Source organism: Fimbriimonadia bacterium, from assembly GCA_039961735.1.
GTDB lineage: Bacteria > Armatimonadota > Fimbriimonadia > Fimbriimonadales > JABRVX01 > JABRVX01.
The window spans coordinates 96,850-123,514 of sequence record JABRVX010000004.1 but is presented as its reverse complement, the minus strand read 5'-3'; the positions used below and the strand labels follow the sequence as shown (position 1 = coordinate 123,514).

Genomic DNA, 26,665 nt, shown 5'->3' with positions numbered 1-26,665 from the left:
TGGTGAGGGCGGTGTCGCTGCCAGGTTCCTCCTATCCCTGACCACTCGTATTGGTGAGGGCGGTGTCGCTGCCGGGTTTCCTCCTATCCCTGACCACTCGTAGTGGTGAGGGCGGTGTCGCTGCCGGGTCTGACCTACGCCTGTAGGTCCATCGTTCCCGCGAGGTAAGACTCGTACGCCGCGAGGTCGAAGTGACCGTGGCCCGAAAGGTTGAACGCGATCACCCACGGCTCGCCCGCTTCCTTCGCGCGCAGCGCGTGAAGGATGGCGGAATGCACCGCGTGCGCAGATTCTGGTGCCGGGATGGTCCCCTCGCACCGCGCGAAGGTGATAGCGCTCTGGAACACCTCGCCCTGGTGGTAAGCCTCCGCCTCGATCACGCCCTCCGCTAGCAGATGGCTGACTAGTGGTGCGGAACCGTGGTAGCGCAGGCCTCCCGCGTGAACCGGAGGTGGTATGAACTTGTGTCCGAGCGTGTGCATCATGATCAGCGGCGTGGTCTCGGCGGTGTCCCCAAAGTCGTACTCCCGCCTTCCCCCTGTTAGTGTGGGGCATGCGGAAGGCTCCACGGCAATGATGCGCGTCCTGGTTCTGTTCGACTTGATCTTGTCGTGAGCAAACGGGATCGCGAAGCCGCCGAAGTTGCTGCCTCCACCATGACACGCTATCACGTAATCTGGGTATTCGCCCGCGATCTCCATCTGCTTCTTCGCTTCTAAGCCTATCACCGTCTGGTGCAGAAGCACATGGTTGAGAACGCTTCCTAGCGAGTAGTTCGTGTCATCGCGCTTTGCTGCATCTTCTACGGCTTCCGAAATCGCGATGCCCAGTGAGCCCGGTGAGTCCGGATGCTCGGCGAGAATGCTGCGACCGGCGTTCGTCAGTTCGGACGGACTGGCTACTATCTCCGCGCCGTACGTCTTCATCATGATACGACGATATGGCTTCTGATCATAGCTGACACGTACCATGTACACCATGCACTCGAGCCCCATCAGGCGGCAGGCACATGATAGCGCGGAGCCCCACTGGCCCGCTCCCGTTTCGGTTGCCAGTCTCTTGATGCCGGCTTCGCGGTTGTAGTATGCCTGCACCAACGCGGTGTTCAGCTTGTGGCTCCCCACGGGGCTGTGATGTTCCGACTTGTAGTAGATGTGCGCGGGGGTGTCGAGCGCCTCTTCCAAAGCACGCGCGCGAAACAGCGGAGTGGGACGGTACAGCCGATAGATGTCCCGCACCTCGTCCGGGATCTCGATCCATCTTTCCGGCGACATCTCCTGTTGGATGAGTGCCATCGGGAAGATCGCAGCCAGGTCCTGCGGCCCGATGGGTTGTTTGGTGCCCGGATGCAGCGGCGGCGGCATCGGAGTCGGTAGGTCGGGCAAGATGTTGTAGAAGTGCGAAGGGATCTCGGATTCTGGAAGCGTGATCTTGGTGTCGGTCATCGTTCGGCTGTCCTCGGTTCTGGTTCTCGCGCGGCCCGTCTCGGACCCACAGACGATATTGTCGGTGATTCTTGCACACGCAGGACCACCGTCGGGCCCCGAAGGCGGTCCAGGATCGGGGAAGGGCCGGGACGGCGCGCAGTCGTATTGACGAAGAGTAGGCACTTCGGAAGGAGTGAACATGGACATTGCGTGCAGGCGTGAGGGTGATCGCTGGGTCTTCAGTCGAGCCGGTGAGGCGTGGGGCGATGTGCCTGCAGCTCCGTCGGGGCTGAAATCCGAGGACCGATTTGATCAAGTTCAGCCCGGAATCTTTCACTGGACACGCACCTGGCGAATGAAATACTCCGGTCCGGCACGGTTGACGATGGACTTCCACGCCGGCTATCACGCCGAGTACTCGATGATACCGGGCGTCTCGTATGGCGGCAATCTCTGGGGCAGTGGCAAGGAGCCCAAGGGCTTCAAACTGGACGGAGAACCGTGGGCTTTCGCTTGCCACCGCACCTCGGTGCCGGGATGCACGTACTCAGAGGGCCCGGGTCGCTCCGTCGCGCTTTTTGGAGCGGGCACGAAGGGCGGTTTTTCATGCTCCCTCATTCCGGAGGCCGACCGGACCATCCATCGCTTGGTGTGGCCGGAGGAAGAGACGCCGCAAACCTATACCGCTCGCGATACCTATGGACCGCCGTACCGGGACACGCTCGTACTGACGGAAGGTCAGACCGTTACCGCCTCGGCCTACCTAGTGTTCGCCGACGCCTCGAAACCGAAGACGGCTTGGAGGACCGCACTCGACATTGCATGGGACCTGAACCATCACGAGGTCGCACCGTGGTTCCCGCCTTCGGATCTATGGCGATTGGGCGTTCAGTTTGCCAAAGAGAGCCTGTGGGCCGAGGAAGACCCGTTTCGTGGATTCAGCATCGGGCTCGTCTGGACAGAGGATGGCTGGCGCCAACGCGCGACGCGCAAGTACGAAATCGGTTGGGCGGGGCAGAACGGCTCGCTGGCCAACTCGCTCCTGTGGGACTACCTGCAGAATGGTGACGAAGGCTCGCGGGACAAAGCGCTGTCGTGCCTGGATGCCTGGGCGGAGCACGGTAGGCTCGGCGGTGGGTTGTTCTTGCATCTCTTCGACTTCGTGTTGGGTGGGTGTAAGAGCCCGCCGGAAGTGGACGCCTGCAACCTGGGCGATGCCGCGCTGGAGTTCCTCGAGGCTTCTGCACTGTGCGAGAGGTGTGACATCGCTCGGCCCACCTATCGGCAAGTGGGTCTGGATATATGCGAGTTCATCCTGCGACAGATGGCGCCTTCTGGTAGGATCGGAAGGTCGTGGGCACAGGACGGCACACTCACTCATGCCGATGGCACCATTGGTGCATTCTGTATCCCTCCGCTCCTTCGCGCGTATGAGCTAACAGGCGAGTCGCGCTATCTCGATGCGGGACAGAGGGCATACGAGTATTATATCGGCGGCTTGCTTCAGCACGGTTTCACCACTGCCGGAGCTTTGGACACCGATTGCATAGACAAGGAATCCGCACTCCCACTGATGGATGCGGGCGTGTGGCTGCATCGCCTGACAGGAAAGGCCACCTATCTCGAGTGGGCGGAGGATGCGGCGTACTACCTGGCATCCTGGCAGTGGCATCATACCGTTCCATTCGGCGAAGACACGACACTCGGCAAGTTAGGGTACGACACGTTCGGTGGCACCTCGGTGTCTGCGCAGCACCACCATCAGGACCCGTTCGCGTTGTCCTTCGTGCCGTCGTGGTTGGAACTGGCGCGCCTCACCGACTATGAGCGGTGGCGCCAACGCGCGAGGTCCGCTTGGGCGAACGGCACCATCGGTATCTCGGACGGCGACCTCGTGATCCGGGGCAAGCTGCGGCCGGTAGGTAGCCAGGACGAAGGTTTCTTCCACACCCGCTGGCTGGAGTTCGGTGACGTGTGTGACTGGCTGGTCTCTTGGCCCACCGCCTTCCGCCTGTGCACCCTCCGCCGCTTGCCCGACTGGTCGGAGCTGCCGGGTTAGCCCGTGGCAATGTCCCACAGGCGGCCGATGCACACGATCCACTCCCGCATAGTCTTCTCTGCCACTTCGGGATCGGTCAGCGGTTCGTCCACGTGGGCGACGTGCCTTCCACGAAATGTGTTGACGGCTCCCAGTTGCTCATATAGGCCGGCAAACCGGGCATCGGAAAATACCCGGCACACGTCGGCCCATACCCCGGCAATGCGGAGGGCGTCTCGCGCTGCGAACTCAAGGCAGAACAATAGTGTGCCTATACGGTTGCAGTTGGCCCTATGGACGACGATGCGCTGTAGGTTTCGCTGATTTTTCTGGAGAACCGCCGTCAGAGCACTCGGCAGGCCCTGCACATACGGGTCGAAGTAGCAGTGCTGGTCAGCAGAAGACTGCGGAACGCGGGGTCCGAGATACCGGACTAAGATTTCACCGCAAAGCTGTTCCAGGGGATAAAGGAGAGGCTGGAATGCGCTTCCGAATTGAGGGTAGTTCTTGGTGCGGTCGTATTCCAGTTGACTAACAGCCTGAACCACGTAAGCCCGGAGCGAATCCGGCAACTCGATCAGACCGGCAGCCGTTACCATCTTCGCGGCCCGCTGCTCCTTCACCTCATTGGGCGTTAGCTCTAGCGGCAACTCCGCCTGTCTGGTATTCACCGATTCTAGCAACGATTTCAGCCGTGGAGCACAAGTTCGAGCGAGCCCCTCGATCGACAACTCGGTTTGAGCCTCCAACAGCGCCATCGGCACGAACAGGTAGTGCCATTTGTGGTTCTTGGTGGAGGCCGCCCGGCACCACTCTATGGCAGCCGCGGCCTTGAACGGAACGGCGCTGTCCTCCTGACCCTTCGTCTCTACTAGGTAGTAATCGCCGGATTGGCCGCGCACGATAAAATCGGGCCAGTACAGCCTCGGCCGGCCCGATGGGGCAAGGTAATCGAGCGTCAGTTTCTGCGGCCCGGCGTTTCGTGCGAAGGCAGCAACGTCGGCTGAGTTGTCGCAGAAATTCGCGAAGTGAGCCTCCAGGGCCGTATCGCACGGCACAAGGTTGAACATCGTCTTTTCACCCGTGACGCATGGGCGTGTGGGAGTGTGAGAGGCTTGGTAGGGCCGCCAGTTCGACATCCGGAGTAGCGTCTGCCCCCGCTTGCGTTCGTTCTTTCGAACCGTGTGTTTCAGGATGAGCGGAACGAACGTCGCTCGAATATACTCGTGCACGTCCGTGTCCGACATCCGGTGGTCAATGGAACCGTCGTACACCGACACCTCGCGCTCGAACAGCACCTTCTCGATGAACTTCTGCACTAGCGGCGCCAGTACACCGTGTGCGCATTGAAGCCCGCAAACTCGTTCCAGTTCCTTCACGAACACGCTGATCGCCGTGTAGCCCGAGGCGAGCAGACCGCGATCAACCTCAAACGATGCAACGAGTTCATCCGTGAAGAGCGCCCTCTCCTCGAAAGTCACGGTGCCCGAGGTGGCAGTTCCGACCGGCAAAGGCTGAAACCCTTGCGCGCGGAACTGCGCCTCCACATCTCCGATCGTCAAGTCTTGCAGTACAGCGGTCGTCTGAATGGCGTCTGATACTAGTGGGATCTCGATCTCGAGGTCTTGTACCGGCTTCTTCGGGTCAACAAAGATCGATACCGTCGTGGGCTGAATCTGACCCAGATCCACGACGTCCGGGAACAAACCTTCCGATTCCAACTCGTCCTGGTACAGCTTCGTGAAGGCCTTGTGCTCGACCACCGTCACACGTTCCACCGGCGCCGTCGTTCCAGGGAAGGTCATTCGGCGAAGGCCCCTGCCGAGCGTCTGCTCTGCCAGGATGTTGGACTCGGCGGAGTAGGGACGGAGCGGCACGATGGTGGTCACGTTGCGAACGTCCCAGCCCTCGCGCAGCATCATGACCGACACCACGCAGCGATACGGACTGTCCTCTTTGTCCAAGTCGCGCGATAACTGTCGCAGCAGCCTAAGGTCCTCGTCCGAAATCTGCCTCTCGTTCGGCACGAACTCCCTGACTGCATTCCTACCGCGGCCTCGCGTCTTGATCGTTCCCTTCAGATTCGTGTGTAGGTTGATCACTCTGTTCTTTAGAAGCGGGTATTCGTCCGAGTTTAGGGCAGTGGCGACTTCGTCTGCCGCCCGCGTGTCCTCGGTCATAACGAACAGAATAGGCTTTCGCGTCTTCTCCCACTCCATGTATGCCCTTTCGTATTGCGCATACCCCAGTCTCAAGTGTGTGTGGTAGCGTTGCGCCGCACTCTGCCCAGTTACCTCTCTAATGGCATCGGACTTCCCGATCACGGGGGCTTTCACGATACCGGCATCCACCGCTTCTCCGAGTGGGAAGTCGCAAACGATGTGTCGAAACAACGTGCCGTCGTTGTGTTTCGGCGTGGCCGTGAAGTCGAGTTGCATACAGATGCCTGCGTTACCACGATCGCGGCTCTGACGATGCAAAGTCAGTACCGCTTCGTTCCACGCCGATTCGGGGTCGTGAAGGTGATGTGCCTCGTCGTTGAGCACCATGATCGCTGGGTGGCTCGAGATGCGCTTGCGGAGTCCCTCGCCCACTCGGAGAGCCTGAGCACGCCTGACCGATGGACCTGCCCACGATGGCGAGTCGTCTGCTGCGGTTCCGTTCTCCCTTTCGTATAAGCGGTGGATGTTCGTCAAGTACAACGCTCCTCTGCACGCGGAGCCGCCAGGCGCATCCTGCAGTACCACCTCCAGGTCGAAATCGTCCTTCCACTCGGGTGGAAGCAGCGGGTCGTCGTAAAAGATGCGTGCGGACTCGAAATCCTCTTTGAGCCGCTCGAACACGATCAGGTTCGGCGCAATCGCGACGAAGTGCCGCGGCATGGTCGAACCAGTTTCAAATAGACTATGAAAGTAACTCCACACTATGGCGAGGCTCATCACCTTGGTCTTGCCTCCGCCCGTCGCGATCTTGCAACAGTAGCGCGCCCATTGGTCTTGTTCCGGCAGCACCGAGTCGGTGAGCAAGGCATCGTCTTCTTCCAATAGTGACGATATCATGTCCGAGAGGCACCGGTACTGCGCCACCTCGTACAACCAGATGATTGCTTCGATTCCTTCGCGCTGGCACCAGTGATAGCGAAAGTTGCCCGGGTGGGCCGTGTCGAACCAGTGGTACAGAAGCGTCTTCGTCGTGTCGCTGGCACCCACGTAACCGTTGTGCCGCCACATGTCGAGCTCGTGGCGAAGGCGTGGGACGAGCAGACACTTGCTGGGTCGCCGGCCGACCTGCACGATTGCGGGCCCACCCTCTACCTGATTCGGAACACGATGCTTCGTAGGTGGCTCCCACGGCTCGAACAGCGGTCGTAGCGCATCGGGATTGAACATCTCGGTCATGCGTCCACCTCGATCACCGTCGTCGTGTCCACTCCGAACACGTCTATCACCTTCACGCAGATCCGTTTCCTGCCTCTGTTGGGGTAGGTGTAGTAGCAGTCGCTCTCGGTCTTTAGCGAGCGGTCCTTGCGGGTGCGGTAGTCCTGCCAGTGGTGCTCGAACGGTTTGTCGTCCCGGTGCTCGAAGTCCACCGCCCAAAAGTCTATGAAGTCGAAAGGTGAGCGCACCGCCCGTTCTCGCAGCACCTCCAGCTCCCTCTCCGGCACCTCTGCCAGTGATGGAATGAAGTTGGTCAGGCGAACGTCTACCGCGTGTTTGCCGCTCTTCGGGTGTTTGTGAACGAGCGCTTCCGCCTCCACCGCGCCGGCATCGAAGAACTGCACTTCATTTCGGTTGGCTTCCATGATCTCGCGCGGGATGTATTTCAGTGATATGTCTACCCCCGAATCCTTCACTACTCCGGCGATGCGCAGACGAAGGTTCATCTCGAACTCCCATGCCAGGCACACCACGCGCCTACCGCCCGCGAACTTCGCGGCTTCCGCCACCGCGCGCACTTTGTCTGCGGTCATGATGCTGTCTATGCTGTCCACGTACACGTAAGCGCCGCCTTTGGTGCCGTGGAGAAGGGGCGAGGGAGAGCTGTCTAGCGGGGCGGCGCGGAAGAACTTGAGCACGGTGGCGCGGTGCTGCTCGTCCGCGCCCTGCAGACGCTCCATCTGCCACCACTGCCGCTCGTAGCGGCCCAGGTTGTACACGTCGAAGGAGCGGTAGGGCTTTCCCGCCGCGTGCAACTCCCTCTGCACTCCGATCAGCCGCTTGCGGGTCGTGTGGATGGCGTATCTCCCTAGGTCGCATCCGATCCACCGTCGGCCTAGCTTCTCCGCCACCGCCATCGTTGTGCCGGAGCCGCAGAAGAAGTCCGCGACGAGGTCGCCCTCGCGGGTAGCCCAGCTAATCACGCGGGCCAGGAGACCCTCCGGCTTTTGCGTCGGGAACCCGATTCCTAGCTCGTCCTGGCTACAGTGTCGCAGAGGCCGGACATCGCTATCGGCCCACAGCACGTCTACCTTCTGGCGCTTCGCCCAGCCTCCGTTAGCGGCTCGTTCTAGGAAGTACTTGATATACACCTGTCCGCCACCCGAGCGGTACACCCGGCCTTCCGTTTCCAGGCGCGCGACGCTCTCATCTGTGTAGTCGCCGCGGGGAGCCAGCGTGAAGTAGCACTTGCGCTCTTCGTCCCACTGGGCTCCCTTGGGAGTCCCTGTCGAAGTGGTCTCGATCGGGACCAGCATCTCGGGCGCCTCTCCACACATCTTCGTTCCCGGGGACTTTGAGTACACCAGTAGGCTGTCTACGTTCCGACCGAGCTGGTTGGCTGCGACGGTGCGACCCAGACCTGGTGCACGCCTCCAGACCACCTCATTTCGATAGCACTCGCTGCCGAACAATTCATCCAGCAGCAGTCGCATCGCGCTGTTCACTCGCCAGTCACAGTGAAATACGAGGACACCCTCTTCTGAAAGGAGTTCATGCAGCAATGCTAACCGATGCGACATATAGCTCAGATACGAGTTCTGCTGCTGACCCCACAAGTCTCGGAAAGCGACTTCCTCGAGCACGGAATGGTTCTTGAATGCTCCGGGGTGCGTGTCTTCGTCAAGAACCACCTCCGCCGTGAAATCCGCGCCCACATCGAATGGTGGATCTATGTAGACCAGACCAACCTTCTCGCGAAGCTCCTTCAGCAGCGCCGTGCACACCAGTTTGTTGTCGCCCCAGATCAGCATGTTCCGAAAGTCGTCTCGGTGCGCGGACCTGCAGAACTCCGCCTCGTCGAACAGCCCCGGCTGCTCTGCGCGCGCCGCGTCCCTGGGTGCATCCACCGTCTCGACCTTCTGTAGCACCAGTGGGAAGTCTGGGAGGCTCACGGGCCGACGGTTGCCGTACTCGTCGTACTTGCCTTCCCACACCAGCTCGGTTTTCATCGTGAAGAGCGGATGCGGGTTGTCCGGTCCCCACGGCTTCATCGGGTCACTCGCCATGCCTCGGTTTTCGCAAGCCCAGTCATTGGTCCTGCCCGCCGCTCGGGCTCCATGCCCTCCCCGGGCAGGGAGCCGCAATCTCGCTTCGAATCCCTGCTGCATGAGGAGCATCTGGTTCGCAGTCGTCGCGTTGGCGAGCGTCGGAGCGGGCGCCCAGCAGCCGGGACCGCCCGTGGCCGATTTGGACACGCTGTACATCTCCCGCACCCCCAAGTACCCCGGTTACCTGCCCAAATACGACCTGAAGGGCAAGGAGGGTCAGCCGATTCTGGTCCGCCCCGGCACCTCCGAGCCGATGACACGAGAGGAGATCGCCGCGCGCCAGATGTGGCCGAAGGAGGGCGAGCGCGTCACCTACACCGCCGTGGTGGAGAACAAAGGCACCGCCGATTCGCAGCCCTTCGACTGGGCGTGGTACGTGGACGGCAAGAAGGTCTTGGAGGGGAAGACCGAAAAGGGTCTGAAGCCCGGAGAGCGCACAGAGTTCACCTACGTGTGGCCGTGGAAGAAGGAGCAGCACGAGATCGCCTTTTGGGTGGACCCGATGGGCCGCGTGCGCCAATACTCCTATGTCAACGACAAGCGCACCGTGTGGACACATGCCAAGTTGTTAGTCTGCTATGTTGATCGCGTTACCTACGAGTCGTTCGCGAAGAACCGCAACTTCCTCGGCACCTATAGCTGCGAGGACTGGCTGCAGGTGCACGCCGACTGGATGAACCACCTATACTCACAGTCCGTCTACCCCGAGACCGTGCCAGAGGGAGTGCGCGACCGTATGGCAGTGGACTTCATAGGTGTGATGGAGGACGAAAGGGCACACCACCAGAGATGGTCGAAAGGTCCTCCGCTTTCCGAAGGCTACGACGGCGGATGGTGGATCGGCCGCAACCCCGACTGCTCACAGTGGGCTGCGTACTGGGACTGGGGTCTCATCCACGAATGGGGCCACCAGATGGGTCTCACCGACCTGTATGCCCTGAACATAGGGCCCGAGAACAACCAGATTCTGGACGCGAAGGGTGTGCCTTTGCTCATCGGCAGGCACAACATCGCGCAGAACACCATGATGCACAACCACGGCCCGTGGGTGTTCAGCGAAGATCAGGCGATTGCGCTCAACCACCAGATGTGGCGGCGCCGAGGGTACTACGGCGATTACTACTACCAGCTGGCCGATAACAACTACGTCGAGGTGCTGGACTCCGTGGGCAAGCCGGTGCAAGGCGCGAAGCTTCGTTTCTGGCAGAGCCAAGCGGATGTCCACGGGTTCGGCGGCAGCCCCAGCTTCGCCGGTACGACGGGCAAGGACGGACGCTTCCTGCTACCCAATCGTCCCGCTCCCGAAGTGATCACGTATCCGGTGGGGGGTGGTGGTTACCGGCTGAAGGCTAACCCCTTCGACCTCATCAATGTGGTAGGCGGCAACGGTGTGTTCTTTGTGGAGGTGGTAGCGCGCGGACAGACGGACTACGTCACCTTCGACATCACGGAGTTGAACGTGCAGTGCGCGCGGCAGGGCCTAAAGGAAGCCACGCTCGCCTTGACCACGCAGCTTCCGGAAGCCGGCACACCGGCGCCACCTAAGGCGCCGAGTATACGCAAGTCCGGTAGGGAAGTAACACTCGCGCTGCAGGGGGCCGGACCATGGGTGGTGATGCGTGCAGATCCAGTGGAGTATCGTTGGAAGGTGATCGGTGAGACCGCGGCAGCCACCTACACTGACACATTGCCTGGTACGGGCTTGTACCGTTACGCTGTTGCTGCCAAGTCGGGTGGCAAGGTCGGTGCGCGATCCGAGCCGGTCGGCGTGGCGAGCATGACCGATCCGTGGGGCATAGCACTCGCACCCGATGGCTCTGCTTACATACGTGACAAGGCTAACGGTCAGACCCTTATGATACTGCCCGACGGAAGCGCTGTTGGCTATTTGGGAAGCGTGCACTGGCACTTCGAGGGCTCGGTGGATCACGCCACGGACGCAAAGGGCATGCTCTACGTGGCAAAGTGGCCGGACGGCTATGACCCGAAGAACGCGCGAATCCGCCGAATCGATCCGCGTGGTAATGGCATGGAGTATGGTCGTGAGGACCTGGTGTGGGGGCCCTGGGAAAACACCGATCCGGGGCACTTCCGCGAGCCACGTGGTATCTGGGTGTCTCCGCAAGACGGCACGATTGTGGTAGCTGATACGGGTAACGACCGAGTGCAGATCTTCGACGACGGTGGCAAGCTGCAAGGTGTCGTTACCGGACTGAATAAGCCCTGGAAAGCGATGCTGGCTGCCGGAAAACTGATAGTGTGTGATACCGGTGCGGGACGCGTCGTCCTTTTCGCGAGAGAGGGTGATACGTGGCGTGAGGAGAAAGTGATAGAGGGCTTCGAAGAGCCGACCTATCTGTGTGCCGACTCCGGGGCGACCGTCTGGGTTGCGGACCGAAAGCTGGGCCGCGTGTACTCGGTGAGTACGGAGACTTGGACCAGGACCGGCTGGAGCTACCCCGCTGAGGGCAAGCCGACTATCGAGGACCTGCGCGGCATCGCATACGACTCCCGACGCGGCGTGCTGCTCTATGTGGATGGCAAGAAGCTGAGTCTCGAAGTGACGAAGGTGATGGACTGAAGGAGGAATCGAGCATGGCAAGCAAGCGAGAGAGGGGATTGACACGAAGAGACTTCTTGCGCACTGCGGTAGCGGCCGGGGCCGGGGTGGGCCTCGTGCGTATCGCAGGTGCGGGCTCGTCGGCGGGTGTGGAGGCCACGCCCCCAGCCGTAGGACCTAGCATGATAGGCGTGCCGTACGAGGGCTTCCGCACGGTGCGAGTCGGGATAATCGGAGTCGGTGGGCGCGGTACTGGATTGCTGGGAGACCTGTTAGCGATTCCCGACGTGCAAGTGAAGGCCATCTGCGACATCGTGCGCGACAAGGTGCTCAACGCGCAGCGAATGGTAGTTCGCGCCGGGCAGCCGATCCCGGAAGGCTACTGGGCGAGCGAAACGGACTACGAGAACCTGTGCAAGCGCGACGACCTCGATCTGATCTACATCGCCACGCCTTGGGACTGGCATGTGCCGATGGCGGTGAGTGGTATGCTGTGCGGCAAGCACGTGGGCGTGGAAGTCCCGGCTGCCACCACGGTAAAGGACTGCTGGAAGCTGGTGGACACCTCGGAGAAGACGCGAAAGCACTGCGTGATGCTGGAAAACGTCTGTTACGGATACAGCGAGATGATGGTGCTGAACATGGTTCGCGCGGGCCTGTTCGGCGAGTTGACACATGGTGAAGCGGCCTATATTCATGACCTGCGCGGTCTGCTCTTCAGCGGTGGAGGAGAGGCGCTTTGGCGTAGAGAGGCACATACCAAGCGCAACGGAAACCTCTACCCGACTCACGGTCTCGGTCCCGTGGCGCAGTACATGGGTGTCAACCGAGGTGATAAGTTCGATGTGTTGGTATCTCTGAGCTCGCCGGAGAAAGGGTTCACACTCTGGCAGCAGACCCGTCTGGCATCAGACGACCCACGTCGCAAGGAGAAGTACGTCTGCGGCGACATGAACACCAGCATCATTCGCACGGCGTTGGGACGCACGATTATGCTTCAGCACGACACCGTCAGCCCGCGACCCTATGATCGTATCAACCTAATCTCCGGAACGAAGGGTACTTTCCGTGGGTTCCCGGATCGTATCTTCATTGACGGCCAACCCGACCACGACTGGCAGTCACTCGATCCCTTTCGCGAGCGATACGAGCACCCGCTGTGGAAGAAGGAAGGTGAAATGGCACGCAAGCTGGGTGGTCACGGCGGTATGGACTACATCATGAGCTTCCGCCTGATCGAGTGCATGAAGGAGGGACTGGTGCCCGATATGGACGTGTACGATGCCGCAGCATGGAGCGTCCCCGGACCTTTGAGCGAAGAGTCGAATCGCAAGGGTGGCATGCCGGTGAAGTTCCCGGACTTCACGCGTGGGCGGTGGAAGGAGCGGAAGGGTTAGTACCCAGTGCATCGAGTCTGGGCGCACCTTTAGATTGCGTAGATGGATCGTCATGCTTCGACAGTCTCCGCATGACGGATCGCCGTGCGTAGTCTGGTAGCGACCTGAACTCCTCATAGCATCAGGGTGGCGTGGTGGCAGGGCTAGGTAGCATCGGTTAGTGCCGAGGCCATGACTTCGGCAATGTGGAGCACCTGCAACCGGAGGCCGCGTTCTTCGATGCCTTGGTGCAGCCACAGCGTACAGCCTGGATTGCTGCTCAGGACGATGTCGGCTCCCGTACGAATGATGGCATCCAGTTTGCGTTCGAGCAGTTTACGGGCCATGACGGGCTGGTATACATTGTACAGCCCTGCGCTGCCACAGCAGTAGCTCTCGTCCAACTCGAGTGGTTCTATGCCAGGGATCAGCGATAGCAACTCGCGCGGCTGCGCTTTGATACCTTGCCCGTGCTCTAGGTGACAGGGATCGTGCAGAGCCACGCGAAGACGGGGAACCGAGTCGAGAGGCGCTGTCCATCCGCTACTCCAGAGGAACTCCGAAAAGTCGAACACCTCCATGTCCCGGTCGCGAAGTGCCTGCTTCAGGAACGCACCACAGCCTGCCGCTGTGACGATGAGTGGCGTGTGTGCTGGACAAGCCGATGCGAGGTCGTCGGCCAGTCGTTGGGCAACTGCTGGGTCCCCATAGTGAGCAGCCAGTGCGCCGCAGCACTCGGGATGCGAAATGGTTAGCACCTCGTAGCCGTTGGCCGACAGACACCGAGCGGCGGCCCTGGTAGTTGCCGGCAGGGTGACTCGTTGCACGCACCCGACCAGTAGTGCCACCGTGCCGCGTTGCTCACCCACAGCAGGAAGCATCTCGGGAAGGGAAGCCTCTTCATCGGCAATGGGTATGAGGGGCAAGCGAGTGCCACCCCCTAGAGCAAGACCGAGGATACGGCCCGAGAGTGGATGTGCCGCGAGCGGAGCTGTCTGCGCGAATCGCTTGGGTGACTGAGCGATGGATACCAGCATGTGTCTCGCGAACCAATGCCACGGTGGTCGCCGCCGATCGATCTCCGAGCGCGCGGTCATCAGTATCTTTTCATACGGGACTGGCGACGGACACGCCGTCTCGCATGCCAGGCAACCTAGGCATGCATCCATCTGCTCCTGCACTTCGGCCCAGCTCAAACGTCCTTCTGCCACTGCGCGCAAGGAGTAGATGCGACCACGCGGGCTGTGTGCCTCGTTTCCAGTCTCTACATACGTGGGACATGCTTGCAGGCACATGCCGCAGTGAATGCAGGCCCTCGTGTCGAAGGGTGCTAGTGTTTCGGCGCTATGCGTGTCCACGGAGTGCCTCGCCGATCAGGACTAGGTGTGGGTCGAAGGCGTCAATCACTCGCTTCCGCACGCTTCGCGGACCATCGGAGACCTTCCACCGCTCGATGCTCGGTCCAAGCTCCGCCCGCCACGTAGCATCACTCTTCCGGGCGAGAGCAATCGCCGTCGAGTAGTCTTCCGCGCGTGCCGAGTGCAGGAGCCACACCGCGCCACTAAGCGGTCGCCAGCGAATGGAAGAACCTGGGTACGCATCGTGCAACGACCGTGCTAGATCATGTATCTTGCTACGATCCACCTCGAAGCGAATCGCAGACTCCCACTCTTTACTGCTGCTCGACTGATTAGTGATAGCCCCGACCATCGTTTCTGCCCAGGTCAGTACCGATTCCTCTCCAACCACGTCGTACTCCGCGCAGAGTGAGTTCGCATCTGCAGTCAGCGTGAAAGACACCAAGTGGGGCGAGAGCCCCTCTGCTATAGTGTCCCTGTCTACCAAATCTTTCCAGCCACTCGATCCTATCCGGTATTGTTTGCGCCCTGGCATGGGCGCGAGCATCAGCGTCGCCTCTACGATAACCGCAAGAGAACCCCATGAGCCACACAGCAGTCGGTGAATGCCATAGCCTGCGGAGTGCTTGGTCACCTTAGCACCTACCCGGATGATCTCGCCCAGACCGGTGACCGCCACGAGCTCCAACACTCGGCGTCGCGGCGAGCCGAAGCCGTCTTCGCATGCCCCCGCACAGCTGGTCGCGATTGCGCCGCCGATCGTGGTAGGGCCCGTGACTTCGGCTTCCCAAGGCAACCATTGCTCGGCGGCACGAAGCCTCTCGTTGACGGCAGTGAGTTGTGCTCCCGCCCCGACGGTGCACATCATGTCGGCGGTGTAATGCCCGAATTCTTGCAGCCTGTCCGTCACGAGCGCCACGTCATATCGTTTGAAAGGAGGACAGGACGACATGCGTGACATCCCACCGACGACGAGGCACCCGAGGCTATCCGCGCTACACGCACGAAGGATCTCTGCCACTTCCTCGGCAGACGCCGGAGCCACTGCTATCGCCGGCGATGTTCCCCCTACTGGGTATCGCGCAGCGTCTCGCTGCCCGTCTGAGCCCACGATGCCAGCCAGTACCTGCAGACTGCTACTCGCCATCACACAGGCAGTAGGCGGTGTAGCTCGAGTGGCTCCATAGCGGTGACGAGGCAGGGGGATCGATGGTGATGCGTATGCTGCTCTTGCCCGCAGTATAGAGAGCGGGTAAGAAGAAGGAACGCTCCGACCACCTGCGAACGCGATTTTCCTCGGCAACATACCATGTTCCGACGAGTTGGCCGTCCACCAGAACACGCGCCCGCTGCCGCCCGTGGAACTGGTCGAAGAGCCGCAGCAAGAACACTCCCCGATTGTCCGGCTTTATCTTCAGTGTGAACTCCGATCTCCCGAGCGAGGCCGCGACCATCTGGGTGTGCTCTCCATGGTCTCGGCCCTCGAAGCGCGAAGTTAGCGCTTCTGGGTCGCTGATATTCTGCATCCTTGCATCGTGCATGTCACGAGATGCCGGATCGCACACGACGAATCGATCCGTCTCGATCGCCCTCGGACCACCTTCATACCAGAACAGTGCTCCGGAGTAGTCGAAGTTGCGATGGTTCTCGGTGCCGTGTTCGGTGCTCCACCGAATGCGCGAGGTGAACGGCACACTGACGAAGAGGCGGTACAGCGAGCAGTCGCCGTTGTATTGGCCTGTGCGGTCCACCATCTTCACGTATGGCTCGCCGTGCATCGGCAGGGTGAACGGGGTGTCGAGGAACTCGTTCGACCAGCCACCGAGGAAGTCGTCTTCGTGTCCCGTGCCATGCAGAGCGGGGCTACGTTCCGCGTCTACGTACACGCGAAGGTCGCCCTCCCACCACTGCTTGTTGTGTGGGTCGCCTGGTTCGATCGCCTGCACGACGGCTACCACCTTGCCCGCTGCGTGGATGTCCGCGTGCTCGAAGTCCTCTCCCAGCCGCGTGGGGCGCTCTTCGCGATACTGCGCTCGCAGATAGCCCGACGTCGCATGCTCATAGCGCTGGGGCGCCAGGTCCACCTCCAGGGTGACGGGTTCTGGGCAGGTGACACGTATTATCGCTGACTGCCAGAAGGGCATCGGCATAACGCTCACCAGCTTGGTTTTGTCGGTGAACCATGCCACGGCTCGCACGTTGGTGGGTGCCAACCCGATACCGAAGAATGTCCCCAGCGGCACGTCCACCCCCGTGCGCCCGTCCCACTCGCATACCACGCGCCCCTCGCGTAGAGCCTTCTCGGTAAATCCGGATGCGGATCGTACCGCCAGGCGGGTGACGACCCCAGAGCCCTCGTGCGACCACTCACTACCGGGCACTTGCCGTCGCCTGCCAGGTATCCCCTGCGGCGCTCCTGCTAGCACCTTCTCCCACAGCTTCCGCACCTTGGCCGAATCGTCGTCCGCCCGCCACGTCCGCAGGGGAGTGCCGTGTGGATATAGGTGATAGAACACATTGTAAAACCCGGCCCGGCGCTCGGTGGTAATGCGAAGGGATTGTGAGAACGGCAGAGGGACGTAGGAGACGTAGCCTCCAGTGCTCTCGCGATTGCCTGCTACCAGCGGCTTGAGGAAGGGCGCATGTTTGCCGTCGAACAGTTCGTTCGCCTCCAGATCAATCCGCGGCTCGACCTCGTGATCGAAGTAGAAACGGATGCGTCCCCAGTTCAGCCTGCCGTGTCCGCCCTGGTCGCTGGTGAACCACAGCGTATACAGGCACCCGGGCTGCTCCACGTCGAAGATGACGTGCTCACCCTTCGCGTCAACGTACAGCGCTGAGTAGGTGCCATTGAACCCGTCGTCGTTTCCTCCCGTCCGGTCGAAGCTGGAGAAGTAGCGCGCCAGCACGCCCGGTTCCATCATCGGCCATGTTTCGACCAGTCGCTCGAGGCGCCCCAAACCGATGGGTAGCCCGCTTGATTCGGCCATTATTACCACCGCACACAAAAGCAAGGATAGGTTCATCAGAAGGCGATTACGCCGCCGGTACAGTCCATCCTCCCTCTCGATTTGGTACAGATCGGAGACATCGAGGGCTGTTGTTCCATACCTCCGCCGCTCCCACGGTGGAGGCTCGCCATCACTGGCGCGTTTAGTTGCAGAGGAGTACCTCCGCTGCAGGAGCAGCGTAGGTATGAATGAGGAATGCCCTCGCATCCGGTCTCGAGTGCTGGATACGCCGAGGGATGGGTTCGTGCAGGACCCGGGAGTATCGGAAGGGAAGCTTGGGGAGTGCTGACTTCTACGTTCCTCCACGCGCCCGGGGTTGGGCAGAAGACTGAGATTGGACTCTGGCGCCAGGGCGCCCGCACGTGGAACGACTTTATGCGAGACCCAGGGCGTTGGGACCTTACCGCAACTCGGAGGGCCAGTCTGGAGATTGAAGTGGATCGCTCCCTGCACGCTCTCGATGCCGGACGGTTCCAGTACTTCGCGCGCGCCCTGCCCGCAGCCGAGCTTTGGCGCGCGTTCTCGGAGTTCGAACATGGAGTCGGCTATCTGGATATCGAAACGGACGGTGGCATGGAGGCCGATTCGGTGACGATGGTAGGCCTGTATGCCTTTGGGGAGTTCCGGGCATTCGTCAAGGGGGAGGACATCGGCAGCTTCGCGGACGCGGTGGAGCGATGTTCGATGCTGGTGACGTTCTATGGCACAGGCTTCGACATCCCCATGCTCCAACGTGCCTTTCCGATGCTACCCTTCGACCAGATTCATGTAGACCTGTGCCCGACGCTTCGCCGGTTGGGGCTGCGGGGTGGACTGAAGAGCATCGAGCGACAGCTAGGGATCGCCCGGTCGGATGAGACGGAGGGGCTGAGCGGGTGGGATGCGGTGCACCTTTGGAGGCGCTACCTGCGCGGAGATGACGAGGCATTGCGGCTGCTCATCGAGTACAACCGCGAGGACTGTGTGAACCTCGAGCGACTCATGCACTTCGCCTACCGCAACCTGTCGCAGGCTTGCCTGTCTGCCATGGGTGGGGATGGGGCGGAAGTCGGGGGACCGCAACGTATCGTAGCCAGGGGGCGTGATCGGTAGGGAAGATGCTGGAAGTAGAGGGACTAACCAAGTACTACAAGCGATTCTGCGCAGTGGACAACCTGTCGTTCGTGGTCAATCCCGGCGAGATCGTGGGCCTGCTCGGGCCGAACGGAGCAGGAAAGACCACTGCGCTGCGCTGCATCGCGGGAATCCTCCGCAAGACCTCCGGCACCGTGCGCATCGCAGGCATTGACGCAGAAACGGACACCAAAGCAGCGAAGATGAACCTCGCTTTCGTGCCGGAAGTGCCCAGCCTCTACGAGCTGCTGACAGTGCGCGAGCACCTACGATTCATTGCTATGTGTTTCGAGGCGCTGGACCGATACGACCAGGTGGGGACCGACCTGCTGGAGCGATATGACCTCATCGAGAAGCAGGACGAGCTGGTGGCTACGCTCTCCAAGGGCATGAAGCAGAAGCTCGCTGTCACGTGTGCGCTCGTTCACAATGCAAAGGTGTTCCTCCTCGATGAGCCATTGATAGGGATCGACCCGAGGGGTGCGGCGCAGCTCAAGCATCAGTTCTCCGAGGCGGCGGATGCCGGCGCGGCGGTTTTGGTCAGCACCCACCTGTTGGATACCGCCGAACGACTGTGCGACCGTGTGATTATCATGGCGCATGGGCAGAAGATCGAGGATGGAACCCTCTCCGAGTTGCGCGAACGATCCGCCAGCTCGGGGGATGCGACGCTCGAAGAGCTATTCCTCAAGCTAACACGAGAGGCCGATGAGACCGCTGCTGTTCTTGACGTTTAGCCAGATGCGCAACAGCATCCGGCGGTCGCTCACGTCGGTCCGCAGGTTGATTGCGCTGCTGGTGGCAGGAGCGTACTACTACTGGTTCATCGCACGCATGCTCCTGCGTCGTGACATAGACCTACCCCCAATGCCCTCGGTGCAGTACCCTATCGAGGTTGCATCGGCCGTCGTGTTCGGGCTGGCCATCCTCGTCAACCTGTTCTTTCTCTCACTGGTAGGCGTGCAACGATCCGGCTTTCGTCCGGCTGACGTGGACATGCTGTTCCCGACTCCGATTAGTCCGCGAGCGGTAGTGATGTTTCGGATCATCCGCGAGAACTTCGTCGCGCTCATCTACCCACTGATCTTCGTGATACTGGGAGGTGCGGCACTCGCGAGTCTGGCGAAGGCGTGGCTGCGCGAGGTCCCGAACCGCGAGGCACTGACGTGGTTGCCCTACACGGCAGCTCTGTCATGGCTGCTGGTTCAATCCACATGGCTTGCGGCGGGCCACGCCTTCAGCCTGGGTACTGCGAACGACCGAGTTTCTGTGTGGGTCAAGCGAACTCCCGCCATCATCGCGGTGTTGGCTCTAGCAGTTCTCGTCGTATTCGTGCGCGAAGTGGTCGGGCTGCACGGCTGGTCGGGTAAGGCATTCATCGAGGCCTTCACATCGGAGCCCTTGCGTTATTTGTACTTTCCAGCCGCCGCAGCAGCAGAGATCGCTTTGATGCCGCTGACAGGTCACTACCTTGCTGCAGGGCTGTCCGTTCTCGGCTATGCTCTGGCACTCGCCGTCGTTCTCCACCTTGCACTTCGGTACTCCCCCGCATTGTATGAGCAGGCAGCGCTGGCAGTCGCATCCTCACAGCCTTCGGAAACGGCCGCGCGCTCGGGCGACTTCATGCAGTACTATTCCAACCTGGCACGGCAGGGGAAGCTGAAGGCGGGCAGATTCCGGTGGTTGAGCGGGCTGCGTTGGCAGGGACCCAATGCTGTCATCTGGCGCGACGCAGTTGTCAGCCTTCGAGTCGCGGGGCACTGGTACGTGCTCGGGCTGGTAGGGATGGGGATCTATGCCGCGTTCCTTCGGTATATAGCCTCCTCCTCGCCGGGATGGGGCTTAGTAGAGATGCAGTTCATGTTCGCGGGCATGATCGCGTTCATAGCCACCTGGACGTCGTCGCGGGCCGGATTCATCGACCTTCTCCGCAAGGTGGATGCGAACAAGGCGCTACCATTCACCATGATGCGCTCGCTGTTCGCGCAGTCGCTGGTGCGCAATCTGTCGGCATGCTTCTGGGCTTGGCTATTCTATGTCATCGCGGTGTTGATTGACCCCCGCGTGTTTCTCGGCGCGATCGCTTTCGCAGTTGCCGTGGTGCCTTTCGCCTACGTCGTATCCAGCAGCGTACTCGTGCACTTGCTGCTCTTCCCGGATGTCGAGGACTCCTCTCAACGCATGATTCGAGAGTTTCTGACGATGCTCACCATGCTCGTTGCGCTACTGCCCGCAGGAGCCGTGGCAGCCGGGTTGTTCGCGCTGCTGGATGGTCAGGTTTTGCTGGCCGCTGTGGTCGCGAGTTTCGTAAACGTCGGCGTCGCGGCGTTGCTGCTCCTGGTGGCTGCCGAGCTATACACCGGTTTCAATCCGAGCGAGTAACCTGCGCCACCAGGCGGTAGAATGAGCCGATTGCCACACTCTGTAGCAGCCAAGGAGACCACCCACTTGAACCTTGAACCCGTGCTTCTTCTCGGCCCCGGGCCGAGCGCCATGCATCCTCGCGTAATGGAGGCTCTCGCGTCGCCCATGCGAGGGATCTTCGACCCGGACTTGCTCGCCGCCATGCGTGAGATCAGCGACGGCCTACGCACCTTGTTCGGTACCAGCAACCGCTACACGCTTTGCCTCCCCGCCTCGGGAATGAGCGCAATGGAGGCCGGCATCGCTAACTTGGTCGAGCCCGGCGATCGCGTCGTCGTCTGTGTCAACGGCTTCTTCAGCGAGCGGATCGCGCACATTGCGGAGCGATATGGCGCTGAGGTGACGCGGGTCGAAGCTCCCTGGGGGACGCCTTTCGAGGTCGAGAGGATCGAGGACGCCTGCAAGCAGGGTGCTTCCCCCAAGCTGCTGGCAATCGTGCTGGCGGAGACCTCGACCGGGGGGCGCAACGAGATCGGCGGCTTGGGTGATGTGGCTCATCGGCTCGGTGCTTTGCTCATGGTGGATGCGGTAACGGCCCTCGGTGGCATGCCGGTGGAGGTGGATATCCAAGGCGTAGACTACTGCTACGCGGGCTCGCAGAAGTGCATCGGTTCTCCGCCGGGACTCGCGCCCATCACGCTTTCCGACAGGGCGCTCGAGGCGATCTCCGCGAGGAGATCCGGCTGCCCGAGCTTCTACCTGGACGTCAATCTGGTGGCTGCATACTGGCTCGAAGGCAAGCCGTATCACCAAACGCCTTCCTCGCCACTGATCTTCGCACTGCGAGAAGCGCTCGCCATCGTCCAGGAGGAGGGTTTGGAAGCGCGGTACGCTCGGCACGTGCAGATCGGCAACGAGCTACGCGCGGCTCTGCGTGACATCGGCCTGCAGGCCCTACCCGATCCGGGGGTTGCTCTCCCGATGCTGACGGTCGTACGGCTTCCGGAAGGCGTCGAGCCGAAGTCGGTAATCACGAAGCTCCGGAGCGAGTACCACATCGAGGTCGGCGCAGCCCTAGGTGAGATGGCGACGCAGCACATCCGCATCGGCACGATGGGATATGCGGCATCCTCCGAGAACGTACGAAAGGTTACGGAGGCGTTGCGGGCAGCATTGGCATGAGACTGAGACCTTCTACGAAGATCCTCATAGGAGCCTTGGTGATTGCGGGCCTATGGTTCGGGAACCAGTTACGGGTGGCACAAGTGATCAAGACAATCCCGACCCCCCCTATCCCGCCGGGCCGCTTCACGATGCTCGGTCTCAAGCCGTCGGACCACTATTCCATCCTGATTGCCAACCAGACCGCTTTCATAGCCATCGGCGCCGGACAAGAGACATTCGGCAGGGGTGAAGGTAGCGCAGCGGGGACTCGCGTGCCGACCGACGACCTTCTCAAAGCCAAGGGCGGCGATGCGGAAGCGCTTGCGCACCTCATCGTGCGGCTGAACAAGTTGACGCCGGAGGACCCTCCGCAGTCGCCGGTGACTTGGACAGAGGCGGATGTGCGCAAAGCTCTAGATGGCGACGTCGAGTTGGCAAACCGGCTCGAGGTAGACATCGCCTACCCGCTTTCGCCTGGGCGGCCGCTTCCCGATCTCAGCATCTCGGCGATAGACAACGGCATCATCGTACTCGTCGAAGTACCGGTCACGTATGAACAGCCAGGCGGCAGGCGGAGTGTGATCGCCCAAGTTCCTTTCTATTACCGTCCCACGGCCGCCAACCGATTGGCCGAGCGGGTAGCAACGAAGGCACTCGGTGCGGAGGCTTCGATAGCCCTCTACCGCACTTTGGCGATAGCATCCAAGGAAAATGCAGCCGACTCGCTGAAGGCCCTCTTCGCGCCCACGAAGGTGCGCAAGCTGGCCGAGTCCGCTGAGGACCTCTTGGACGCAACGTTCATCGTCCTTACCGAGAAGTTCATCACCTCTGCGAGCAGCGTCGAGGTTCCGCCCGCTCCCATGCACACCCAGCCGACCTACGACCTCCACCTTGGTCTGACGCCCGAAGGGCGAGCTCGCTTGTATCGTTTCAGCTCGGTGTACGGGGGGAGAAGGGTGCTGGTTGTGTTCGATGGAGTTGCGCTCGAGGGTTCTCAGCTCACGAAGGGCCTGAATGTGCCCAAGTTCAGCATCTCGCGCATTCGAGATGGGCGCAGGCTCGCGAAGCTGGTGGACTACCTCAACGGCTCCCGGGCTCGAGCTTCTAGTAACGAGCCAGGAACTTCGCGCCCGCCCGCTAGGTAAACTCTGTCGACATATGGCACGATTCTGTCTTCTCGTTTTGATCGCGGTCTGCACGCTTCTCGTCGGGTGTGGGGGCAAGTCGAAGGAAGCCTCGTTTCAGGTGAAGAGTGTCCCGGAGGTGCCTCCTATCGAGGCGAAGTCCATTGCAGACTTCGTTCCGAGCAAACCGGGCACCGAGTGGGAGTTCTACAACGGCGTCAACGAGCGTCCCACGGCGACGAAAAGGACACTGCAGAGGGTCAGCAAGACACCTCAGGCGCCGAACACCGTCCGTTACGACTCGGAGGTTCCCGGCACGAACCGGCGAATGTACGAAGTGTACAAGTTCGACGCCTCCACGTTGTACCTGACGCGCATCGGAGACTCGACCGGAGCGGACCAAGTGATCAACCCGCCGAAGCCGATGCTCAAGTTCCCTCCGAAGCAGGATGAAGTATGGGAGTGGAAGGGCACGGGACCGACCATCGCCGGGATCGCCCCTCACAAATCCAGGTTCAGGGTGGACACCGGATTGACGGCGACGACCTTGGCCGGGCAGTTTGAAGTCGTTGCGGTTACCGAAGAGGCCGAGATCCTGGAAGGTCAATACAAAGGGGTGAAGATCAAGACGGTGATCCTTTACGCTCCGGGCTATGGCTCGATCAAGACCACTCACACCGCATACCGCAAAGACGGGCTTTCGTTCTCGGCCGTGGTCGAGTTGAAGAAGTGCTCGCTGATCCCCACCCCTGGCCAGAAGACCTGATCAAGGAGGAGGTTCCCCCTCGTGACTCAACTGCTCGCGATGCTCGTAACCGCGGCGGCACTTCAAGCAGGTGCTTCCCCATCGCCTGCGGATCTCTTTCCACTGACGACGGGCACGAGCTGGCTCTACGAGAAGCGGTCGAATATTGCGTCGACCGTTGTCGGCTACGGTCTCGAGGTTGTCGGGCAGACCGAGCTAGATGGCAAACCCGCCTGGGAAGTCGTCACGACCGATGCCGATAAGGGCGGCAGGTCGCTCTACCGTGCCGACGCAAAGGGCGTGTACCTGGTCGCAGTAGGCAGTCCGCCTACGCTCCTGAGCCCTCCGATGCCGCTACTCATTGGACCGGTCAAGGCGGGCACCAAGTGGTCTTGGAGCGGTGAGATGCCGCTTTCCCAAGGTTCCATCGCCTGCAAAATGGAGGCGCGCGTGCAGGGCACCGAACGCCTGCTGGTTCTTGGCAAGCAGGAGGATTGTGTCAAGGTCGAAACCAAGTCGCAGCTCGGTTCGGGGAAGGCAACCATCTCGGTCGTCCGCACTTCGTGGTACGCCCCCGGTATCGGCCTCGTCAAAGAGCAGACTGAGTACCGTGATGGGAAGGACAGGCTGACAGAAACCGTCGTGCTGACGAGGTACTCGAAGTCGTAATACGAGTCGTATGATACGCGCGAACCGACCGGTCGCCCTCTCGCTACTCCTTCTCTGTCTGGGCTTCGGTTGCCACGACCGTGAGGGTTCGCAGGTGCAGCAGCCGCTCGACGGTGCGCTGGTCCGAGCTGAAGACGTTTATTGGCTGATGCCTGAGCAGCCGACGCCTTGCGTGCTCCATCTCGGAACCGAGTCCATCCCAGTGATGTGCGCCGTAACCCCGGCGCCTGACACAGAACCAGACTGCTTCGTGTTGCGACTGAGTGCCGAAGGGCAGGAGATCGTGGAGTATTATGCCGCCGACCGCGAGGGCGTCGCATTCATAGGGTCAGGTGTCGACCGTTTCGAACCGCCGATCCCGTTGCTCCAGTACGGGCGGCAGATTGGCGACGAGTGGCAGTGGGCCGGCATCAACATTACAGAGGGAGAACCGGCGATACCGGCAAGCGCAAGCATCCGGACGTCCGAGGACATGTTACGCCTTCCTGGTGGCTCGGTGCAGTCCGTCAAAGTGTCCGTGATGATGTACCTCGGTGGTCGGCGAAAGCCGGCTGAGGAGATGCTGTTTTGGTTCGCCCCACGTCTGGGACTGGTTCGGGCGGAACTCGCAGGCTACCGCCGAACGATGGGCGAGGGTCATTCAGACGACGAGTGAAGCGACGACCCGGCCAAGTTGACAGCCCGACGAAGCAGTCCGTATAATCCACACGGACCGCTTCCCACCCATGATAACCGTCGCTCTCGAACAAGACGAGTTGGTCGTTGAACCGGGCGGCACCGCAAAGATCCAGGTCACGGTCACCAATAACGGAGAAGCCGCCGGTCGCTTCGGGCTTGAGATTGAGGGCCTAGATCCCGAGTGGTGCGCGATACCCGTTTCCAGCTTCACGCTCGAACCAGGTCAGCAGGCGAGCGAACGTATCCTCGTGAAGCCGCCCCGCAGCAGTGAGAGCCGAGCCGGTGTCTACCCATTCGTCGTGTCGGTCTGCTCTCTGGAGAGTGGCGAGCGAGTGTCGCGGCAGGGTAGCGTCAACATCCGAGCGTTCAACCTGCTCACCATCGAACTGATGCCCAAACGTGGAGTCGTCTCTCCACTCGGACGGACCTGCTACTTCCAAGTCGGTGTCGGCAACTTAGGAAACACCGAGCAGCATCTCCAGCTCTTTGCCTCGGACCCCGAGGACGGCTGCACCTATCAGTTCGACGAAGAGCGCATCACCTTGCCGCCGGGAGGAAGGCAAGAGGTTGACCTGGCAGTGCAGGCGACGAGCTCGCCGTTCATCAGCACGGCACGGCTCTACGGCTTCACTGTGTCCGCGCGTTCGGTCGAAAACTCTCACGTTTCGGCATCCACCCAGGGGCAGGTCGAAAGACGCGGGGTGATCAGCCCGTCCGTGCTGGTGACCGTTCTCGTACTGCTCGCGATCTCGACCGTCGTCTGGCTTCTCTGGCCGCGAGCCGCTGTCGTGGCCCACTTTGCAGTGGACCGCAACGCAGTGATGAAGGGAGAGTCGGTGACGGTTTCCTGGCGCACCCTCCATAGCAACTCCGTTCGGCTCGAGTTCAACGGACGGGTCATAGGCTCGAATCTCGAGACGCAAGGCTCAATGAAGTTCACTCCCGAGGAGAGCGGGAGGCTGGTACTCGTGGCCCAAGGCAATATGGGCGAAACGCCCAGCCGTGAGGAGCTGATCACTATTCAGCTTCCCGAGGCGCTGCCGCCGCCGGAAATCTTGGAACTGAGTGTCAACCCGAAGACCATTCGAAAGGGAGAGCCGGTGACCATCACGTACAAGGTGAGGAACACCGATCGTATCTTCATCACTCCTCCTAACATTCAGCTCCAACCGTATTTAGGTTCGGCAGAGGTCCGGTTCGAACGCTCTGGGCAGTACGAGTTCGTGGCTGTCAACGCCGAGAACAAGACGGTCAGTCGGAAGTTCTCTGTCACCGTGGTAGAGGCCGATGTCGACATCAGTTTCTCGGTGCAGCCAGCAGTCGTGAAACATCCCGGCGACACTGTGCGGCTGCGATGGGAACTGCGTGGTGCGGTCGAAGCGAGCATAGACAACGACATCGGTCCAATCGACGTGTCTAGCGGCACACTCGATGTGCCCGTGCAGAAGACCACGGTCTTCACGCTGACGGCAAAAGACAGCGCAGGCAAGTCTGCATCACAGACCGTGAAGGTCACCGTGGAGTCGCCTGCCCCGGAAACTCCGCAGTGATCC

18 protein-coding genes are annotated in these 26,665 nt (G+C 61.0%); 12 read left to right on the top strand and 6 right to left on the bottom strand.

Going from position 1 to position 26,665, the window contains the following annotated elements:
* Positions 1-134: 134 nt before the first annotated feature.
* A complete protein-coding gene (locus HRF45_01845) occupies positions 135-1,445 on the bottom strand; it encodes a TrpB-like pyridoxal phosphate-dependent enzyme (protein MEP0765271.1) in 1,311 nt (436 codons plus the stop codon).
* A 181-nt stretch (positions 1,446-1,626) separates the two neighbouring features.
* On the opposite strand from HRF45_01845, the gene HRF45_01840 reads away from it, so the two are divergent.
* Positions 1,627-3,486: a hypothetical protein gene (locus tag HRF45_01840; protein ID MEP0765270.1), complete on the top strand. Its 1,860-nt coding sequence runs from the start codon at positions 1,627-1,629 to the stop codon at positions 3,484-3,486.
* Here HRF45_01840 and HRF45_01835 read toward each other — a convergent pair.
* Both HRF45_01835 and HRF45_01830 read right to left on the bottom strand, forming a co-directional pair.
* Entirely contained in the window at positions 3,483-6,863 is a 3,381-nt protein-coding gene (locus HRF45_01835; protein MEP0765269.1) for a DEAD/DEAH box helicase family protein, read from the bottom strand. The two genes, HRF45_01840 and HRF45_01835, sit on opposite strands and share 4 nt — an antisense overlap.
* Positions 6,860-8,893 carry a site-specific DNA-methyltransferase gene (locus tag HRF45_01830; protein ID MEP0765268.1) on the bottom strand — a complete coding sequence of 678 codons (2,034 nt, stop codon included), beginning with the start codon at positions 8,891-8,893 and terminating at the stop codon, positions 6,860-6,862. The genes HRF45_01835 and HRF45_01830 overlap by 4 nt, the downstream gene beginning before the upstream one ends.
* A gap of 115 nt (positions 8,894-9,008) precedes the next feature.
* Here HRF45_01830 and HRF45_01825 point away from each other — a divergent pair, with 115 nt between their 5' ends.
* Both HRF45_01825 and HRF45_01820 read left to right on the top strand, forming a co-directional pair.
* On the top strand, positions 9,009-11,531 hold the full coding sequence (locus HRF45_01825) for a hypothetical protein (protein MEP0765267.1): 2,523 nt from the start codon (positions 9,009-9,011) through the stop codon (positions 11,529-11,531).
* A gap of 14 nt (positions 11,532-11,545) precedes the next feature.
* Complete coding sequence (locus HRF45_01820) at positions 11,546-12,907, top strand: Gfo/Idh/MocA family oxidoreductase (protein ID MEP0765266.1); 1,362 nt, start codon at positions 11,546-11,548, stop codon at positions 12,905-12,907.
* A gap of 143 nt (positions 12,908-13,050) precedes the next feature.
* Here the strand turns inward: HRF45_01820 and HRF45_01815 are convergent, their stop codons facing one another.
* The 3 genes from HRF45_01815 to HRF45_01805 are packed head-to-tail and all read right to left on the bottom strand — an operon-like array spanning position 13,051 to position 17,234.
* Positions 13,051-14,244: a (Fe-S)-binding protein gene (locus HRF45_01815; protein MEP0765265.1), complete on the bottom strand. Its 1,194-nt coding sequence runs from the start codon at positions 14,242-14,244 to the stop codon at positions 13,051-13,053.
* Entirely contained in the window at positions 14,231-15,391 is a 1,161-nt protein-coding gene (locus HRF45_01810) for an FAD-binding oxidoreductase (GenBank protein MEP0765264.1), read from the bottom strand. Before HRF45_01810 ends, HRF45_01815 begins: the two co-directional genes overlap by 14 nt.
* Entirely contained in the window at positions 15,381-17,234 is a 1,854-nt protein-coding gene (locus HRF45_01805) for a DUF2961 domain-containing protein (GenBank protein MEP0765263.1), read from the bottom strand. The genes HRF45_01810 and HRF45_01805 overlap by 11 nt, the downstream gene beginning before the upstream one ends.
* A gap of 456 nt (positions 17,235-17,690) precedes the next feature.
* On the opposite strand from HRF45_01805, the gene HRF45_01800 reads away from it, so the two are divergent.
* The 9 genes from HRF45_01800 (at position 17,691) to HRF45_01760 (ending at position 26,662) form a co-directional block, all read left to right on the top strand.
* A complete protein-coding gene (locus HRF45_01800) occupies positions 17,691-18,347 on the top strand; it encodes a ribonuclease H-like domain-containing protein (protein MEP0765262.1) in 657 nt (218 codons plus the stop codon).
* Between the two features lie 5 nt (positions 18,348-18,352).
* Positions 18,353-19,105, top strand: a complete 753-nt coding sequence (locus HRF45_01795; GenBank protein MEP0765261.1) for an ABC transporter ATP-binding protein — start codon at positions 18,353-18,355, stop codon at positions 19,103-19,105.
* The gene (locus tag HRF45_01790) at positions 19,077-20,750 is read left to right on the top strand and encodes a hypothetical protein (protein ID MEP0765260.1); all 1,674 of its coding nucleotides are present in this window, start codon (positions 19,077-19,079) and stop codon (positions 20,748-20,750) included. The genes HRF45_01795 and HRF45_01790 overlap by 29 nt, the downstream gene beginning before the upstream one ends.
* 66 nt (positions 20,751-20,816) lie before the next feature.
* Positions 20,817-21,914 carry an aminotransferase class V-fold PLP-dependent enzyme gene (locus tag HRF45_01785; protein ID MEP0765259.1) on the top strand — a complete coding sequence of 366 codons (1,098 nt, stop codon included), beginning with the start codon at positions 20,817-20,819 and terminating at the stop codon, positions 21,912-21,914.
* Positions 21,911-23,041, top strand: coding sequence for a hypothetical protein (locus HRF45_01780; GenBank protein ID MEP0765258.1), 1,131 nt, complete (start codon positions 21,911-21,913; stop codon positions 23,039-23,041). Before HRF45_01785 ends, HRF45_01780 begins: the two co-directional genes overlap by 4 nt.
* A 13-nt stretch (positions 23,042-23,054) precedes the next feature.
* Positions 23,055-23,786: a hypothetical protein gene (locus HRF45_01775; GenBank protein ID MEP0765257.1), complete on the top strand. Its 732-nt coding sequence runs from the start codon at positions 23,055-23,057 to the stop codon at positions 23,784-23,786.
* A 21-nt stretch (positions 23,787-23,807) separates the two neighbouring features.
* Positions 23,808-24,434, top strand: coding sequence for a hypothetical protein (locus HRF45_01770; protein ID MEP0765256.1), 627 nt, complete (start codon positions 23,808-23,810; stop codon positions 24,432-24,434).
* Between the two features lie 10 nt (positions 24,435-24,444).
* Positions 24,445-25,089 carry a hypothetical protein gene (locus HRF45_01765; protein ID MEP0765255.1) on the top strand — a complete coding sequence of 215 codons (645 nt, stop codon included), beginning with the start codon at positions 24,445-24,447 and terminating at the stop codon, positions 25,087-25,089.
* A gap of 70 nt (positions 25,090-25,159) precedes the next feature.
* Positions 25,160-26,662: a hypothetical protein gene (locus tag HRF45_01760; protein MEP0765254.1), complete on the top strand. Its 1,503-nt coding sequence runs from the start codon at positions 25,160-25,162 to the stop codon at positions 26,660-26,662.
* The last annotated feature ends 3 nt before the right edge of the window (positions 26,663-26,665 follow it).

Excerpts from the sequence above, each read along its gene's own strand:
- HRF45_01845 (MEP0765271.1), bottom strand. The coding sequence starts at position 1,445 with ATGACCGACACCAAGATCACGCTTCCAGAATCCGAGATCCCTTCGCAC.
- HRF45_01840 (MEP0765270.1), top strand. The coding sequence starts at position 1,627 with ATGGACATTGCGTGCAGGCGTGAGGGTGATCGCTGGGTCTTCAGTCGA.
- HRF45_01835 (MEP0765269.1), bottom strand. The coding sequence starts at position 6,863 with ATGACCGAGATGTTCAATCCCGATGCGCTACGACCGCTGTTCGAGCCG.
- HRF45_01830 (MEP0765268.1), bottom strand. The coding sequence starts at position 8,893 with ATGAAGCCGTGGGGACCGGACAACCCGCATCCGCTCTTCACGATGAAA.
- HRF45_01825 (MEP0765267.1), top strand. The coding sequence starts at position 9,009 with ATGAGGAGCATCTGGTTCGCAGTCGTCGCGTTGGCGAGCGTCGGAGCG.
- HRF45_01820 (MEP0765266.1), top strand. The coding sequence starts at position 11,546 with ATGGCAAGCAAGCGAGAGAGGGGATTGACACGAAGAGACTTCTTGCGC.
- HRF45_01810 (MEP0765264.1), bottom strand. The coding sequence starts at position 15,391 with ATGGCGAGTAGCAGTCTGCAGGTACTGGCTGGCATCGTGGGCTCAGAC.
- HRF45_01805 (MEP0765263.1), bottom strand. The coding sequence starts at position 17,234 with ATGGCCGAATCAAGCGGGCTACCCATCGGTTTGGGGCGCCTCGAGCGA.
- HRF45_01795 (MEP0765261.1), top strand. The coding sequence starts at position 18,353 with ATGCTGGAAGTAGAGGGACTAACCAAGTACTACAAGCGATTCTGCGCA.
- HRF45_01790 (MEP0765260.1), top strand. The coding sequence starts at position 19,077 with ATGAGACCGCTGCTGTTCTTGACGTTTAGCCAGATGCGCAACAGCATC.
- HRF45_01780 (MEP0765258.1), top strand. The coding sequence starts at position 21,911 with ATGAGACTGAGACCTTCTACGAAGATCCTCATAGGAGCCTTGGTGATT.
- HRF45_01775 (MEP0765257.1), top strand. The coding sequence starts at position 23,055 with ATGGCACGATTCTGTCTTCTCGTTTTGATCGCGGTCTGCACGCTTCTC.
- HRF45_01765 (MEP0765255.1), top strand. The coding sequence starts at position 24,445 with ATGATACGCGCGAACCGACCGGTCGCCCTCTCGCTACTCCTTCTCTGT.
- HRF45_01760 (MEP0765254.1), top strand. The coding sequence starts at position 25,160 with ATGATAACCGTCGCTCTCGAACAAGACGAGTTGGTCGTTGAACCGGGC.